Annotated in this window: 13 protein-coding genes and 1 tRNA gene; 3 read left to right on the top strand and 11 right to left on the bottom strand. The window is 64.1% G+C overall.

The annotated features are described in order from the left end of the window. The first annotated feature begins 385 nt into the window (after window positions 1–385). Window positions 386–1,330: a DUF4394 domain-containing protein gene (locus tag ACLL97_RS09035; RefSeq protein ID WP_411280146.1), complete on the top strand. Its 945-nt coding sequence runs from the start codon at window positions 386–388 to the stop codon at window positions 1,328–1,330. A gap of 119 nt (window positions 1,331–1,449) precedes the next feature. After that, window positions 1,450–2,523 carry a cyanophycinase gene (locus tag ACLL97_RS09030; protein WP_411280145.1) on the top strand — a complete coding sequence of 358 codons (1,074 nt, stop codon included), beginning with the start codon at window positions 1,450–1,452 and terminating at the stop codon, window positions 2,521–2,523. A gap of 93 nt (window positions 2,524–2,616) precedes the next feature. On the opposite strand, the gene ACLL97_RS09025 is transcribed toward ACLL97_RS09030, so the two are convergent. From ACLL97_RS09025 to ACLL97_RS08975, 11 genes are all read right to left on the bottom strand, one after another. Beyond that, window positions 2,617–2,689: transfer RNA gene (locus ACLL97_RS09025), tRNA-Ala, on the bottom strand. A gap of 134 nt (window positions 2,690–2,823) precedes the next feature. Next, a complete protein-coding gene (locus ACLL97_RS09020; protein WP_411280144.1) occupies window positions 2,824–4,152 on the bottom strand; it encodes a hypothetical protein in 1,329 nt (442 codons plus the stop codon). Then, a complete protein-coding gene (locus ACLL97_RS09015; RefSeq protein ID WP_411280143.1) occupies window positions 4,152–4,985 on the bottom strand; it encodes a c-type cytochrome in 834 nt (277 codons plus the stop codon). Before ACLL97_RS09015 ends, ACLL97_RS09020 begins: the two co-directional genes overlap by 1 nt. A gap of 13 nt (window positions 4,986–4,998) precedes the next feature. Beyond that, window positions 4,999–5,499, bottom strand: a complete 501-nt coding sequence (locus tag ACLL97_RS09010) for a DUF3341 domain-containing protein (protein WP_411280142.1) — start codon at window positions 5,497–5,499, stop codon at window positions 4,999–5,001. Then, the gene (gene nrfD, locus ACLL97_RS09005; protein WP_411280141.1) at window positions 5,499–6,902 is read right to left on the bottom strand and encodes an NrfD/PsrC family molybdoenzyme membrane anchor subunit; all 1,404 of its coding nucleotides are present in this window, start codon (window positions 6,900–6,902) and stop codon (window positions 5,499–5,501) included. The genes ACLL97_RS09010 and nrfD overlap by 1 nt, the downstream gene beginning before the upstream one ends. A gap of 11 nt (window positions 6,903–6,913) precedes the next feature. Next, window positions 6,914–9,958, bottom strand: coding sequence for a molybdopterin-dependent oxidoreductase (locus ACLL97_RS09000; RefSeq protein WP_411280140.1), 3,045 nt, complete (start codon window positions 9,956–9,958; stop codon window positions 6,914–6,916). Window positions 9,959–10,044: 86 nt separating this feature from the next. Further along, on the bottom strand, window positions 10,045–10,662 hold the full coding sequence (locus ACLL97_RS08995; RefSeq protein ID WP_411280139.1) for a cytochrome c3 family protein: 618 nt from the start codon (window positions 10,660–10,662) through the stop codon (window positions 10,045–10,047). Window positions 10,663–10,885: 223 nt separating this feature from the next. Further along, on the bottom strand, window positions 10,886–11,776 hold the full coding sequence (locus ACLL97_RS08990) for a hypothetical protein (RefSeq protein ID WP_411280138.1): 891 nt from the start codon (window positions 11,774–11,776) through the stop codon (window positions 10,886–10,888). Then, window positions 11,773–12,624 carry an amidohydrolase family protein gene (locus ACLL97_RS08985; protein ID WP_411280137.1) on the bottom strand — a complete coding sequence of 284 codons (852 nt, stop codon included), beginning with the start codon at window positions 12,622–12,624 and terminating at the stop codon, window positions 11,773–11,775. Before ACLL97_RS08985 ends, ACLL97_RS08990 begins: the two co-directional genes overlap by 4 nt. A 4-nt stretch (window positions 12,625–12,628) precedes the next feature. Beyond that, complete coding sequence (locus ACLL97_RS08980) at window positions 12,629–13,870, bottom strand: aminotransferase class III-fold pyridoxal phosphate-dependent enzyme (RefSeq protein WP_411280136.1); 1,242 nt, start codon at window positions 13,868–13,870, stop codon at window positions 12,629–12,631. After that, complete coding sequence (locus tag ACLL97_RS08975; protein WP_411280135.1) at window positions 13,867–14,676, bottom strand: RNA methyltransferase; 810 nt, start codon at window positions 14,674–14,676, stop codon at window positions 13,867–13,869. The genes ACLL97_RS08980 and ACLL97_RS08975 overlap by 4 nt, the downstream gene beginning before the upstream one ends. A 739-nt stretch (window positions 14,677–15,415) precedes the next feature. Between ACLL97_RS08975 and ACLL97_RS08970 the strand changes: the two genes are divergently transcribed. Then, entirely contained in the window at window positions 15,416–16,198 is a 783-nt protein-coding gene (locus tag ACLL97_RS08970) for a transposase (protein WP_411280134.1), read from the top strand. Window positions 16,199–16,438: the final 240 nt, after the last annotated feature.

Genomic DNA, 16,438 nt, shown 5'->3' with positions numbered 1-16,438 from the left:
GAACACGGGATGAGCAACATCCGACCGCCGCGTACGACGCGATAGCCATCCGACGTGCCGTCGGCCAACGAGCGCTTCCGTTCGGTCTTATCGGCGATCATGCTCGGCGGCACACGACTGAGCACATGGTTGGGGTCAGCTCCCGTACTGATCGATGCGGTGACGTCGTGGACGCCGATTGCGGCGTCAGCGGCACCAGCACGCCGATTCCAGCGAAGGCAATACTGCCATGCACGGGGATGCGCCAGCGGCACCCGGCGATGGGTCGCAGAGATCCATCGTCGTACGAGCGGCGTAGGGTCAATACCACGTCACCCGTCATCGCGCTCGTGCGAGGACGGTTCGTTTTGCCCACCCGAGTCGCCTTCGGCGAGGATCACCCGCGATGCCGCGTATCCCTGTGCACCCGTCCCTCGTTCGACCGCTCCTCGTATTGACGGTCGCTGCGCTCTCCGCCTGTCAGGGCGATGTGGGTCCGACCGGGCCGGCCGGCACTGGTGGCTTCCAGGGTCCTGCCGGCCCGACTGGCCCCACTGGGCCCACCGGGCCGACTGGGCCCACCGGCACGGCCAACGGTCGAAGCATCTATGGCGTCGACGGAAATAATTCGCTGATCACGTTTGGAGCGATCAGGCCCGACGTCGTGATGCGTCGTGTCACGGTAGCCGGCTTGCAGGCGGGCGAAACGCTGCAGGGCATTGATTTTGGACCGGTAGATGGTCGGTTGTATGCGCTCGGTTCGACGAGCCGTGTATACACACTCGACACGTTGAGCGGCGCGGCCACGCTCGTGGGCACCACGGCGTTCACACCGCTGCTGACTGGCGCAAACTTCGGGTTCGATTTCAATCCGGTACCCAATCGGATTCGCGTCCACGGCAACACGAATCAGAATCTGCGGCTCGTGCCGCGGCTGAACGGTGCCACCGACGGAACGGTTGCGGCGGTGGACGGCGCGCTTACGTACGCGCTCGGTGATGGCGGCATGCTGCAGACGCCCTCGATTGGCGGAACCGCGTACACGAATAGTGTGAGCGGCGCATCGACCACGGTACTGTACGCGATCGACTTTGCACGCGATGTGCTGGTGATGCTCGCGAATCCTAACGACGGGATCATGACCACGGTTGGTTCACTCGGCATGAATACCACGGGCGACGTTGGCTTCGATATCGCGGGAAACAACGGCTCGGCCTTTGTCACACTCACTGTCGGTGGTGGGTTCACGGGTTCGACGCTGTACTCGATCAACCTGGCGACCGGCGCGCTATTCCCAGTGGGCGGCGTGGCGAACGCCGCGCCGCTCCGTGGTATCGCGCTCGCGCCCTAATACCGGTGCGTAGCAGACCGGGCCTTCCCGCGCCGCGCGAAGATCGTGCGACGCGGGGATTCTCGTATATTGACGGCGTACTCGAGTTGGTCCGATTGCCTTCCTCAGCCGCGACCGTCATGACGATCCGTACCTGCTCCGCCCTCCTGCTTGCTCTGGCTTTCGCCGCGTGCAGCGGCCCATCGACCTCTCCCACCGCTCCGACGATCGATGGCGAGACCGACGGTCTTTCGGTCTTGTCAGGCAAGGTGAAGGTGGATCCCGGCTATACCACATATGTGTCTGGCAGCACGACCGATGTGCAGACAACGCCACTGGGTGGCGCGCTCCTTGCCGGAGGCGGCACAGATAGTGATGCCGGCATGCAGTGGCTGCTGGCCCGTGGGGGCGCGCGCGGCGCGGGCACGTACGGTGACGTTGTCGTGCTCCGCACGAGCGGCACGAACGGCTACAACAGTTATCTCATGAGCTTCGGCGCGAATTCCGTTACCAGCATCGTCATTTCGACCGTTGCCGGCGCGAACAGCGACTACGTGCGGAACGCGATCGCGAAGGCCGAAGTGGTATTCATGGCCGGCGGTGATCAGTCCACGTACGTGAATCTGTGGACGGGAACGGCACTGCAGGCGGCCGTGAATGCACGAGTGAGCGGGGGCTATCCGATCGGCGGTACGAGCGCGGGCCTCGCCGTGCTGAGTCCGTTCGTGTATGCAGCGTTCAACGCGTCCTCCACGTCGGCGACGGTCCTCGCGAATCCGTACGACGCGTCGGTCACGATTACCGATGCGCTGTTCAACGTGCCGGTGCTGCAGAACCTGATCACAGATTCGCACTTCGTGGTGCGTGATCGCATGGGTCGACTAATGACGTTTTTGGCTCGCCTCCAGCAGGATGGACGAGCATCGGCGCCGCGGGGAATCGGCGTGGACGAACGGTCGGCGGTCGGTGTCCTGCCGAATGGTGTGGCCACTGTATTCGGCGCGGGAAACGGCGCATACTTTCTGAGCGTCACCAGCAGCGTGACCCGTGTGTGCACGGCCAATACACCACTGAGCTACTCACCGGTTACGACGGTCCGCGTTCCCGTGAGCGCGCAGTTTGATCTGTCGACGTGGACGTCGACTTCGTCGACCGCGTATGTACTCAGTGCGACGAACGGCGTGCTGTCGTCGAATAGCGGTGCGATCTACTAGGCTGCGTCGACGGTTCGCAACCACGGAACACAAAGCGGGGGCGGCCACTGTTGGCTGCCCCCGCCTTGTAAACCCGTGCAAAACATTTCGGAGTGGAGCGTATCGGGATCGAACCGATGACCTCACGCTTGCAAAGCGCGCGCTCTCCCAGCTGAGCTAACGCCCCGAGTATCACCAACACCGTAGCATAATCAGTTCTCCGCCCGACGCCAATCTCTCCGCCGCGAAAAGCGACAGCGGGCGAGTACCGGAAGGCGCTCGCCCGCTTCGTTCGCACTGTTGTGCCGAACCGTGCCGCGCCTACTCGTGCGCGGGGAGCGGCTCCATCGTGCGGGCATCGACCGGGACCTGTACTTCGTCCTTGGCCGGCGTCGTCATCATGAACACGCGCATGACGGGGAAGGCATCCATGAACGAGAAGTAGCAGTACACCCACAGACCGAGGAAGCCGATGGTGGTACCGATCTCCTGTAGTCCGAACGGAAGGCTGGTCGCCTCGCCGTAGATGGACGGATAGATCTCGATGTAGCGATGCAGGTAGATACCGAGCATGCTGCACACGGCGAAGAGCACGAAGGTAGGCAGGTACACCTTGGCGGCCTTCGAGATGAGACCGAAGAACGGCAACACGAACACGAGCACCGGCACCATCAACGTGACCGACTTCCAAACACCGGACAAGCGCAGTCGATAGAAGTGCGTTTCTTCCGGCAAGTTGCCGTACCAGATCACCAGATACTGGCTGAAGCTGATGTAGCCGAAGAAGGCCGTGAAGGCGAAACCAAGCTTACCAAGATCCCAGAAGTGATCCATGGTGACAATGTCATCAGCCTGCAGGTGTTTCCGCCACCACATGGCGAGGAGCGAGAGCGACATGATCATGTTGAGCCACGCGCCCATGAACACGATCCAAGCGTACATCGTCTGCTGGAAGTGCAGCGAGATGCTCATCGAGTAATCCCACGCCATGAAACACCAGCCCACCACGAACGAGATGCAGACGGCTACGCCGAGCTTGCCCTGCAACGAATGCTGGGTGTGCAACTCGCGACGTTCGTCTCCGAATCCGGCGCGCATTCTGGCGCGAAGACCGGCGGCCCACTTGGCGCCGTACTCGGGAAGCACGGCGACGTCCATACGGATGGAGTGGTACACGAACAGCATCTGCAGCACCATCATGGCGCCGAAGAAGAAGATGCCACGTAGCACGAACCAACCGGGCTGCAGGTAGCGCGCCTTCTCAGCCACCGAGATGGTCTCGCGACCAGCCCACGTGAAGATGTGCTCGCGTCCCGGAAAGAGGATGAGCAGCAGGATCACGAATGCGATTGGCAGGAACGCGACGTAGCCTTCCGCGAAGCGGACGACCGGCCGCGACCAGCGCGCCGTCACGATACGCTGCACGGCGGCGAAGGCCGCACCGGCTGAGGAGATCGTGGCGAAGAAGAGCCAATTGAAGTGCAGTGCCTGCCAGGCGCGATCGGCGTTACTGAACAGACCGAAAACGAACACCGCGATGCCGACCATGGCCGCGCCGAGCGCGGCCATCTTGATTCCGCCCGGAACCGGCTTGGCGGCCAGACGCTTTGCGAACTCTGCGCGCGCTGGATAGTGGTAGTGCTGGCTCACTAGTGCTTCTCCTGGCTCGCGGCCGGCGTACCGGCCTTGGACGTCTCACCAGCAGGAGCCTTTTCCGAGTGCGGAGCGCCATGCAGCTTGCGCATGGTGTCGTTGTCGTTGTTGCCCTTGAAGGTGGCCGAATTGATGCCCGAGGAACCGGGCGTCGGCTGCTGCGTGGGATGCAGGTAACGCGAGGGCACGTTCGGCGCGGTGAGCGTCGGTCCCGGCACCGTGGTGCCGTTTTGACCGGGATAGCCCGCCAGCAACGTGTCGGCCTTGAGCGTGGTCTTTCCCTGCAGCGCCCGAACATAGTTAATCACGTCCCAGCGATCCGCTTCTTCGATGCGATTGTAGCTACCCATGATGCCGCGCCCGTTCCGCATCATGCCGTAGATGTAGCCATCGGTTCTCCCCAACGCCGACTCCGCGAGTAGACTCGGCGCGAAGCCGTACGCGGGGTTTACCTTCTTCAATCCGCCGTTGGCGTCACCGGCCATGCCGTGACAGACAGCGCAATTGATTTGGTAATTCAACTTGCCGTTGGCCAGCGACGCTTCCGTGACCGGATGCGGGTTCGGAATGGCGGAGAACGAATCGATCACGGGCGGCAGCGGTGCATAGGAGATCTGGTAGCCGGCGACTGCGGTTCCCTGGATCGGCACACTGAACTGCGGGTTGCCGCGCGGCGGCAGGAGCGAGTCGGCGTCGTTCTGCGACATCGGCTCCCACGGCTCGATACGGGGCTGATTCTTGAAATCGGTGAACCACGTGCAGGCCCCAAACGCGAAGGGGAGCACGACGGCGGCCGCGAGGCGCGACGAGCGCGCGACGACAGAAGTCATGAAGTACGTAGGCTCAGGCTTCACGCCGCACCTCCACTGCACCGTGATGGCGCAGCAATTCTTCGGCCTGGCCCGCCTTGTTGGCGTCGCAAGCGATAAAGACACCGAAGTACCCACCCGAGAACCGGATGTCGTACCCCGATGTGGTGCTGAGGCGCGGGATACGCGAATTGATGAACATGCCGGCGACTGTGGAGAGCGCGCCGACGAGCACCATCACTTCGAATCCGATGATGGTATACGGGATCCACGAGGCGATCGCTTTGCCACCCGTGACAAGGGGCCAGTAGGTGGACGACCAGATGGCCACCCAGTAGCCGAAGCTGACGCCAACGAGGCCGCCGATCAGGGTGAACCGGCGAACGATGCTTTGCGGCGCGTCGATCGCGTGCTCGAGTTCGTGACGAATCGTCGGCGAGTAAACAGTCACATCGCCGAGTTTCTTCTTCTTGAGATCTTCGATGGCCGCCACGGTCGTATCGATCTCATGGAATGCTCCGACAACACCCTGCATCAGTGATGCCCTCCGCCATTCCCGTGTTTAACGCGCGGCGCGACGATTTCCTTGAGCTCGGCGATGGCCATCACGGGGAGTTGCTTCACGAACAGCAGAAACCACATGAAGAACCAGCCGAACGATCCGATGAGGAATGACATGTCGATCCAGCTGACGGTATAGCTGCCCCACTGCCAGGGCTCGAACTCATGCGACAGCGACGGCACCACGATGACGAAGCGCTCGAACCACATGCCGAGGTTGATGAACAGCGAGAGAACAAACAGCCACGTGGGATTGCGGCGCAGCTTCTGCGACCAGAGCGACATGGGGAGCGACATGTTGCAGAGCAACATGATCCACGCGGCCCACCACCACTGACCGAACACGCGATTCCAGAAGAACTCCTGCTCCGCACGGACGCCGCTATACCAGGCGATGAAGAACTCGATCATGTACGCGCATCCGACGACCAACGACGTGAAGAGCACGACCTTGGCGGTGGCGTCGAGGTGGTTGAGCGTGATGTAGTGCTCGAGCTTGAACCACTTCCGCATCGGGATCACGATCGTCCACACCATCGCGAAGCCGGAAAAGATGGCGCCGGCCACGAAGTACGGCGGAAAGATCGAGGCGTGCCAACCCGGGGTGAGCGCCATGGCAAAGTCGAAGGAAACGACTGAGTGCACGGAGAGCACGAGCGGGGTGCTGAAGGCGGCGAGGAAGAGATACGCCTTCGCGAAGTGACGCCATTCACGGTCGCTGTTCCGCCAGCCGAGCGAGAGGATGGCGAGGATCCGCTTGCGCGTCGGGTTGGTTTCCCTGTCGCGGAGGACCGCGATGTCGGGGATCAGGCCGATGTAGAGGAACGTGGTCGAGATGGTGAGGTACGTCGAGATGGCGAAGACGTCCCAGACGAGCGGCGACTTGAAGTTTGGGAACAGGAGACGCCAGTTCGGATACGGCAGCAACCAGAAGAACTTCCACGGGCGCCCGATGTGAATGATCGGGAACAGACCGGCGGTCATGACTGCGAACACCGTCATCGCTTCAGCGGCGCGGTAGATCGAGGTTCGGAAGCCGGCGCGGAAGAGGTACAGGATGGCCGAGATGAGCGTACCGGCGTGACCGATACCGACCCAGAACACGAAGGTGATGATGTAGTTACCCCACATCACCGGCGGTTCGTATCCAGCCTGACCGAGTCCCCAGTAGATCTGATAGATCCACGCGGAGGCGCCGATCAGCATCCCCAAGACGGCCACGCTGAGGCCCATGAACCATTTCTTCGTGAAGCCGAGCGTCGCAATGATTTCGCGATCGACCTGCTCGTAATCACGGACTGCGGGGAGCTGCACGTCGGCCGACGCAATGTTCGGCCCACGGATGCCCTCACGCACCGGATGCGCTACGGATGCCATGCGCGACGCCCTCAGGCCTGCGCCGGGGATGCCGGCGCCGGATAGTTGACCTTCTTGAGATAGACCACGGCCGTATACGTGTTCAGTTCTTCGAACACATGGTACGCACGACGGTCATAAGCGAGCTTCGCTACGGTCCAGTTTTCGTCGGCCGCGTCACCAAAGATGATCGCGCGCGACGGGCATGCCTGTGAGCACGCTGTCGTGAATTCGTCCGGCTTGACCTCACGGCCTTCGGCCTTGGCGCGGTGTTCGGCTTCACGGATACGCTGCACGCAGAACGTGCACTTTTCCATGACACCCTTGCCGCGAACCGTGACGTCGGGATTGAGACCCCAGTGCATCGGCTCAGGCCACGCGTACTGCTTGCGATCCGGCTCGCCGTAGCCGAACCAGTTGAAGTAGCGGACCTTGTACGGGCAGTTGTTACTGCAGTAGCGGGTACCGACGCAACGATTGTACACCTGCACGTTGAGGCCGTCGGGCGAGTGGTACGTGGCGTACACGGGGCAGACCGGCTCGCACGGCGCGTTGCCGCAATGCTGACACATCATTGGCACGAAACGCGTATCGAAGTCGGGCGAGAACTCGTTTTCCGTGTTCTCATTGCCTTCGTAGTAGCGCTCGAGTCGAATCCAGGCCATTTCTCGGCCCTTGATGATGTTGGCGCCGGGACGCTCATCCCACACCGTCGGGCTCAGCGCGCGACCCTGATAGGGCGCGCCGACCGTCGGAATGTTGTTCTCGCTGTAGCAGGCGGTGACGCACGCCGAGCAACCCGTGCACCGCGCGAGATCGATGGTCATCGCCCAACGGCGCTTCTCCATCTTCTGCACGTGATCGGGGGCGTACATCCCGAGGTCGTTCGCCTTCGGGTTGGCCAGCTCACCCTGCGCGTCGGCGGCAATCGGGGCCTTGAGGCCGGCCTTGAAATCTTGCGACGGCAGTCCCGGGATGCTGTGCTCTTCGTGTCCGCCTTCCTCTGCTTCCTGACCGAGGAGCGCGGCCAGCGTCATCGCCTGACCGATACCGCGTCCGTGCTGACGCGCCGACCCTTCGGTGGTGACCAGCTGTGACGTGTCGGCCGAGACCGTGATCTTGGCCTTGGCGCCGGAAAGTGCGAGCGCGCCGGAAGCGTCCCAGCCGCTTTTCACGAGATCATACGCATTCACGCCGACGTTTTGCGCGAAGCGACCGTACGCCGTATGACCGAGGCCGAGCGAAATGGCGACGGTATCGGGACGCACACCCATGTAGCGGTACGTCGGCGCGGTGATTTTTCCCGCCGACGTTTCGACGGTGAGGTGCTGCCCTTCCACGAGTCCGAGCTTCTTGAACGTGATGGGATGGACTTCCACCCACGACTGCCAGGCGATCTTGGTGACAGGATCGGGGAGTTCCTGCAGCCACGGCTTGTTCGCACCACGGCCATCACCCAGCGTGGGCGACGGGAACACGTGCACGAAATAGTCACCGACCCCGGCATCGGCCGGCGTGGCAGTGGCAGTCAGCGTGCGGGTGGCGGTCGCGATCAGCGGCGAGCCGCTGATGGTGGCCTTTGTGAGCGCCGTGGTGAACGCCGAGGCTCCGCCGGGGAACTGGCTGATGAACCAGCTGCGGTAATCAGCGGCTGGGTACTTGGCGGCGAGCGCCTGATCCCTTTTGGCGAGGGTGATGAGCACGTCGGCGGTGGCCTTCGTATCGAACACCGGTTCGAGCGTGGGTTGCTGCAGTCCAACCTGGCCCTGCGTGGTGACGGCATCGCCCCAGCTCTCGAGCCAATGATTGTCGGGCAGAATGAGATCGCACAGCTGCGACGTTTCGTCGGGGACCGACGTGAACGAGACCTTGAACGGCACCTTGGCGAAGGCGGCGGCGAAGCCGGCCGACTTGGGCATGGTGTGCGCCGGGTTGGCGCCGCGCACGAAGACAAGGGGCACGGTGCCCGCGCTCATCGTGGCGACGGCACCAGCAAGATCGGCGTACGACGCAAGACCGTTGTAGCCCGCATGTCCGGCGGCGGGCTTGATGGTGGTGCCGACGGCGCCGGCCTTCTTGTTGATCTCGGCCGCCATGACGCCACAGTCGACGGCATTGGCAGTGGTGACCCCGCAGATCGCCATGACGCCGCTTCCGGCGGCGGCGATGGCCTTGGCCAACGCTTCAAGCGTCGCGACCGGCACACCCGAGGCGTCGGAGGCCGCCGCCATGGTGCCAGCGCCCGTGAGGGCGGCACAGATTTCCATCTCGGTGCCCGGCTTGGCGGCGATCCACTGATCGGCGTTGAGTCCCGTGAGCGAGCGACGGGCGCCGACATACACCAGCCGCGGCGCGGCTTCGAGCTTGGCACGCGCATCGGCCCAGTCGAGTTGCTGCGGCACGCTGTGGCCCCAGCCATCGAGAAAGTCGGCGCCGAAGCTGATAACCAGCGTGGCGGCATTGAAGTCGAGCGCGGGCCAAGAGGCGCCGTAGGCTTTCTGGTTGGCGGCGATCGTGGCCAAAGGTGCCAGCGCGTCGACGCTCAGATGCGCCGGCATGCCCTGCGCCGACAGCCATTGATCGAGGAAGCCCGGGAAGGTGCCCGACTCGTGCTGGTTGACGAACACGACGTTCGACGCCTGCGTTCGGCTTTTGACCTCGCCGATCTTCTGGGCGAGCAGCTCGTACGCCTTGTCCCATGTGGTGGGCTTGAGGGCATTCCCCTCACGCACCATGGGCGTGCGATACCGATCGGGATTGTACAGGCCCTGCACCGACGACAGGCCGACAGAGCAGATCGCCCCGCGGCTCATGGGGTGATCGGGATTGCCATCCAGCTTGATCGGGCGGCCGTCGCGCACTTCGGCCATGACGCCGCAGGCCGTGGCGCACTCCCGGCAGGTGGTCGCGTAGTACTGCGACACACCCGGCACGGTGTTGTCAGGGGACGCCACGTACGGAATGAGCTTCCCCACCTTTTCGGAGGAGCAGCCCACTACCGCGGTCGTGGCGCCAGTGGCGCCTAGGATCTTGAGGAATTCTCGGCGCTTAACGCCGGTCCCCGCTTCAGTGCTCATGCAGTCACTCCGCTCCGGGCGGCTGCACAGGGCATGCGGCGCGCACACTACGCGCCGTGGCCCCGTGGTCGAGGGTCAGATGACGATCAGTAGTGGCAGGTCGCGCAGTCGTAGCGCGCCTTCTTGGGCGGCGCTGCTTCCAACTCGGGCGTCACCGGCATTCCAGCCAGGCGAGCACCCTCAGCGGGCTTGTAGCCCTGCACGTGGCAGTTGATGCACCAGCCCATATTGAGCGAGTTCACCTGCTGTACGGGCACGTAATTGGTGTCGGGTCCCTGCGCACCCTGCTTTTGAATCTGGCCATGGCAGGTCTGACAGGTGACACCGGCGTTGACATGACGCATGTGCGGAAATTGCACATAGTCAGGCACCTTGTGTACGCGATTCCACGGGATCGCCTGACCCTTCGCGTAAAACGCCGCGATCTTTTTGATTTCCGGTGCCTGCGGTTTCACCAAGAGGTGACAGCCCATGCAGGTGGAAACCGACGCATTGCCCGGATCGGGCGACTTGTTCGCAGCGCTGTGACAGTAGAGACAGTTCATGCCTGCCTTCTGCACATGTGGTGCGTGAACGAATTTGACGGGTTGTTCCACGCGCAAGCCTTGCGACGACGAGGCGCCGCTGTAGGCTGACAGCAGCGTGGCCGCTGCCGCAAGCGCGAGAAACGCAGGAATCACCGTCCACTTCTTCTTGACCGTCATCGACTTTGGGGCCGGGAAGGCGTTGGTTGCGGAAGACACATATCACGCACGAGAACGACGCCGATTCCGCCACCCTATCCGGTGACGAGCCGTAGCCGTAGTCATGCGTGTAAGTCTGTGTCAACACGATTTTTGCAAGCGGGAAGTATGCCCGTCACCGTATTTGTACGCAAGTGTCAGCGCCGTATACGAGACGGTTTGCGGGAACTTTCTGCTTGCACGCTCAACGATTGATCCGCGGGGCAGTTCCCTCGCTGTTTTTGGAGCCAAGTCCAGAATGGGCTAGGCGCTGAGCTGCCTCGAAAATCTGTCGCCCATCGGCAAACCCGTCGACAAATGACGCGTCAGAAAGTGGGGACGGCACGGGCGGCGGCAAGAGGTCGACCAAGGCACGGGATTGCTGCGTAAGTCGCAGCGGCCACCAGCTGCTCCAGGCCAATCGTTCGGCGCCCATCGTCCCGACCAAGTGTGCGAAATGGTCGTCTGGCGGTCCCCAAACCCAGCCGAAGTCGTAGAAGACGCGCTCCTGCTCAAATGGCGTCAGCCCCCAGTGCGTCTCCTCGATGATCTCGCGACCGGCGCCGGCAACGACCACGTGGCACCGTGATCCGGCCAATCTCGCCATGGCCCGCAGTGTGGCCGCCGGGACGTCGCCCACGGAATCCATGGGGTGACGCTGGCGGAGGTCCTCAAAACGCAGTGTGACATGGAGGGCCACGCCCGCCTCACCGCAAGCGAAGGCGAGCTCACCCAACGCTGGATGCCCGGGCCCAAGGCCCCACTGGGCCGGGTAGGCACGAACGGCGGGCGCGCCGGCGTTGACCGCGTCTCGCAACATCGCGGTCCAGCCGGGCCAATCGGGACGCACTATCGGCGTGGGCAACAATACCCCGGCGAACGGCGCCACCGCGGCATAGAGCGCGCGGTTGGAGGGAACGGGGTCCCGATGAAAGGCCCCGGGCAGATGGCCGACCCACGCGCCAGCGAAGCCCTCGCGGTCGAGCACGCGCACGAGAATCTCAGGCTCCGGATGCGGTACGTCGCGGAACGGATAGCCGCCGATCCAGGCGGTGACGTCGATCGGACGCGGATCGGACACGGCGCACGTATTCATGCCGACGCTCCCGACTCGACGGGGCGATCCGATGCCGAGAGGGCTGCGGTGAAGGCACCGGCGGGGAAAATGCGCACGGCATTTCGCCAACAGATATCAGACCGCTCGCTGGCTGACGCGCCGGTGTACGGTAAAGCCCGCAACTTCGTGAGTCCGGTGCAGAGCGTCAGATCGGCAGCCCACAGCAGACGACGCGCGCCGACCCAGCGCAGTGCCTCATCGATCATGCCGCGATCGATGCCGCTGCCAGACAGGTCCATCACGATGTTCTCATAATCGCGCACCGCAGGGTACGTGTGTGCCCAGTCGCCCCCGCCGCCAATGTGCGCGAGCAAAAACGTGGTGGTCGGATGACGCACCGCCAGACGAGCCAACTCGATGCCGTCGGACGCGTCCTGATTCGGCCAGTCGCGCCGACGATGCTGCCAGATGTGCTGCAGCACCGGGACGCCGTACTGGGCGGCGGCGGCGGCGATCTCGTCGAGCAGCGTATCGTCCGCGCGCCGGCCGGCCGCCAGTTTGATCCCGATCGCGCCCCGCGCGATACCACGCTCGATTTCGCCGAGAGCATGCGCCGTGAAATTGGGATTCACCGCGACCCATGCTTTCACGCGAGGAGACTCTTGCTCGGCAAAGCCCAGCATCCACTCATTGGCGCGCGTCTGATCGTGCGGCGACGCGAAGTAGGTGGGTGACGTGGCGCCCCAGGAGCCCAGAACCGACGCGACGTGGCACACGACACCGATGCGATCGCCGGCATCGAGGCGGGAGGCGTTGTAGCGCTGCCAATCGCCGCGATTGGTGTATGGGGTATGAAAGTGCGCGTGTACGTCGATCACGGTGGTCATCGTCTCAATCCTCGACGCGTCGTGGTCCCGGCAGCAGCGATTGCATGATGTGCGGCATTACCTCCGCAACGTGTTTGAGCGCCGCCTCGTCATGCGCGACCGCACCGAACTGGTAGGCACCGCGCTTGAGTAGCAGTCCAAAGCGGGCCGCGACGGCCACGAGCGCGTCCAGCTGATCGGGCGCCTCAGCAACTAGCCGCCACATCATCGGCGGCCCCTCGGCTCGCACGCCCACCCACGGGGACTCGGACAGTGCCGTTCCGATAGTCTCGAGCAGCATTCCTCCGGCGGCAGCCATCCGCTCAGGCACGTTGGTGTGCAAGTGCCATTCAAGCACGGCGTTCGCGGCGGCCAGTCCCGTACTTTCCGTGGCCGCGGTTGACGAGATCCAGGTGCGCCGTGCCGCGTCCATGACCGCCGCGCGCCCTACGACCGCCGCCAGCGGATATCCGTTGGCCATCGCTTTGCCGAGCGTGGTGAGGTCGGGCGTCACGCCCGTGAGTTCCTGTACCCCTCCTGTGCGCACACGGAATGCGGTCTTCACTTCGTCGAAGATCAGCACGGCACCGGTACGATCAGCGAGTCGACGCGCTGTCGCCAGCCACTCCACGCTCGCTAACTCATGCACCAGCGGTTCGATGATGATGGCCGCCGGCGGGACGGCCAGCGGTAACACCGCCGCGTTGAGCGCTTCAGTGTCGTTGAATGGCACCCACGTGATGGCGTTCTGCACCGACGAGGGCACTCCGACGGCATCGCTACACCAGTCGAGCCATCCGAAGTATCCGCAGGCAACGATGTGCTCTCGGCCCGTGAGTGCGCGGGCAAGACGGATCGCCGCCGCGTTGGCCTCGGCACCGGTGCGCAGAAAGCGCACCTGCTCGGCCGAGGGGATTACCCGCACGAGTCGTTCGGCGACTTCCACTTCAAGCCGGTGTGGAAGTGCTGACACGTTGCCGCTCGACGCGGCGGCGACGACGGCACGTGTCACGGAGGCGTCCGCGTAGCCGATGCCGACGGCGCCGAGCGCCATGCCGATATCGACGAATCGACGTCCGTCGGTCGACCAGAGGTAGCAGCCTTCGGACCTTTCGTAATGCGTCGGCACCGCGGCATCAAACGCTCGCGACCCGTAGAGCGCCTCGGGGCGTCGACTGCCAGTCGAACTTCCACCGGGCAGCACGGCGGCGCCTCGCGAGCGCCAGTCGTCGTCAGGACGACCGGCGAAGGGAATCCCTCGGGTCACGGATCGTCGCATTCAGCGGCTTCGCGCGCGACGTCGCGATTGGCCAGCGCGCGCTGAACGGCGAGTCTCGACTCACGCTCGATGGTGCGCAGGACTTCGATGCTTGCCGTGCGCACGAGTAACAATTCACGGGCATCCGGCTCGGCCCGGAACATGAGCGCGCGCATGGATCGCATGATGAGCTCGGGACTGCGCGTCTTGAAATACGCGAGTGCCTCGAGCGCCTTTTCGGCGTCGCGGAACGTGAGCTCGAATTCCTCCATGGAAGGCGCGCCCTTGGCGTGTTTCGGACCGGCAAGTTTTTTCGTGGCGTCTCCGGCCAATAGATGACACTCATAAAGCGCCAGCAAGCAAGCCTGCGCCACATTCAGCGAAAAGTGTTCGGTCGTGGGGATCGTTGCGACCGCGTTCGCTCGATCCAGCGCGTCGTTCGGCAGCCCATGATCTTCCCGGCCGAACATGATCGCCACACGACCGTGCTGCGCGTGCGCGAGCAGGTCGACCGCGGCGGTGCGCGGGGTATGCCGAGCCCACTTGGCCGCCCGTCGACGTCCCGAGTACGCCACCACGTATCGGCAGTCGGCGAGGGCGTCGTCGATCGTATCGAAATGACGGATCCGCGCGACGACATCGCGCGTGTCGTGCGCAATCTGTTCGATGCGATTGAGGTCGTACTCACACGGACGAATCAGGCGCAGGTCAACGGCGCCCATGTTCTTCATCGCGCGCACGACGGCGCCGATGTTGATAGGATCTTGCGATTCGTACAGGACCACCGTGACGGCGGTCATTACAGATTCGGACATCCGGCGGGAATTCGGGGACCGTTGCCCCCGGTGCGGGGCTGACGGAGACGCGCGAGACGACCTCTCTCGCCCTGACAAAGATAGCTGTTTCACAGGGGGCTGAACAACTGGAGGCGTGGCTTCAGGCGACGCCATAGAGCCGAGGTGAAATCAGGGGCCATCGGACGGCCAGCTGGTTCACGCGAAGGGCGCGAAGGGCGCGAAGCACCGCGAAGAACAGCACCGAACACTCGCGCACCTCTCAAAATCCACTGCATCTGCGCGAGCGACGTGGCAACGCCGCTCACCATGTTCATGGTCCTGCGTGTTCACGGCGCTATTTGCGACGTGGCGCCTGGCCATTATCGGTGTGATCGCGTGTTGAGAGGGGCCCAAATGTTGAAGCTGAGAAAAATTCAATCGTATTTTAGAGATGGGATGTCGTGGCGACTGGCCTCCGCGCGGACGTGGTGGCAACGTTGCCCCACAGGGATTTCACGCGCGGCCCGTGCAAGTGGGAAGCACTCCCCCGGGAGACCAGTGCCATGGACAGCAGAGGACTCGACCTCCCCCTGCGCGAGTGCCACGGGTGCGTGATCGACGCGACTGGGACCGCGCGTCAACAGCGGATTCCGACGCCTGTGACCGGGCGACCGCGTCGTTGCGGGGCGGCCCCCCGCGCAGGTGGTGCTCGACGCGTCGGACGGACGCCCGTGATGCGTACACACTGGCGGAGGCCGCACCGCGGAGTGACGGGCGAGTGGCACATCGCCCGAGTGCTGCCCGCCGGGTGCTGCGGCGGGAGCTCGCAGGGCGGGAACTGTTGGTGCGCACGCGGTCCCGCCTGACGAGCCAGGTGCGCGCCTTCGTGCGTGGGGAGGGGCTGCGCGTGCCCGCCGCCACCGCGGACACGTTCGAACGGCATGCGCGCGCCCTGCCCGTCTCCTCGGCGCTTGAGCCCCGGCTGACGGATCTGCTGACGGATCTGCTGACGGATCTGCTGACGGTTCGCGCGGCGGTGCACACGCCGATCGCGCGCGGTGATGCCCGGGTGGCGTCGCGTGCGCTCGAGGATGCCGACGTCGTGCGCGCGATGACCGTCCCCGGCGTGGGCGTGATCACCGCGAGCGCCTTCGTGGCCGCCCTTGATGACGGGCACCGCCTTCGCTCGGGGGAGCACGTGGCGAGCTCTCTCGGGCTCGTGCCGCGGGAGCGCCGTGCATCGGAGCGACGGCGCGGGGGCGGGATCACCACGGCCGGCGACACGCGGACGCGCTGGCTGCTGGTCGAGGCGGCATGGACCATGCGGCGCTCACGCCGCGCCGACACGGCGGCACCCGAGCCTGATGTCACGGCGTCGAACAGCGGCGTGGGCGCTCCATGGCCGTCGTGGCGTTGGCGCGCCGCCTCGCCGTCATCCTCTTTCCCCTGTGGCGAGACGCCGTGCCCTCCGATGCGACGCGTCGTCGGCTTCCGGGAGGTGCCAACGCGCACGCCGCGTAAACCGTCCGGCTGGATCGTGTATGCTGAATCGGGCCGGTGAGCGCGATGGACACCGTGCGGCATCGACCGCGTTTTTGAGATCGCGTCACCGTGCCTTCGTATCCCCCTCGGCGTCCGGACCTCGGTCCGCTGGTCGAACGCGAAGAGAAGATCGAGACGAGACGAAACGCCCAAGTTCACCAAGCCAAGCAACCACTTCCACCGCTCCGACGTGACAACGTTGGGACACTACTGTGTTGATGTGAGGGTACATACCGGCCTGACGGTTTGTGCGTGATCA

Source organism: Gemmatimonas sp. (genome assembly GCF_046594945.1).
GTDB lineage: Bacteria > Gemmatimonadota > Gemmatimonadetes > Gemmatimonadales > Gemmatimonadaceae > Gemmatimonas.
This window is presented reverse-complemented; position numbering and strand designations above follow the sequence as displayed.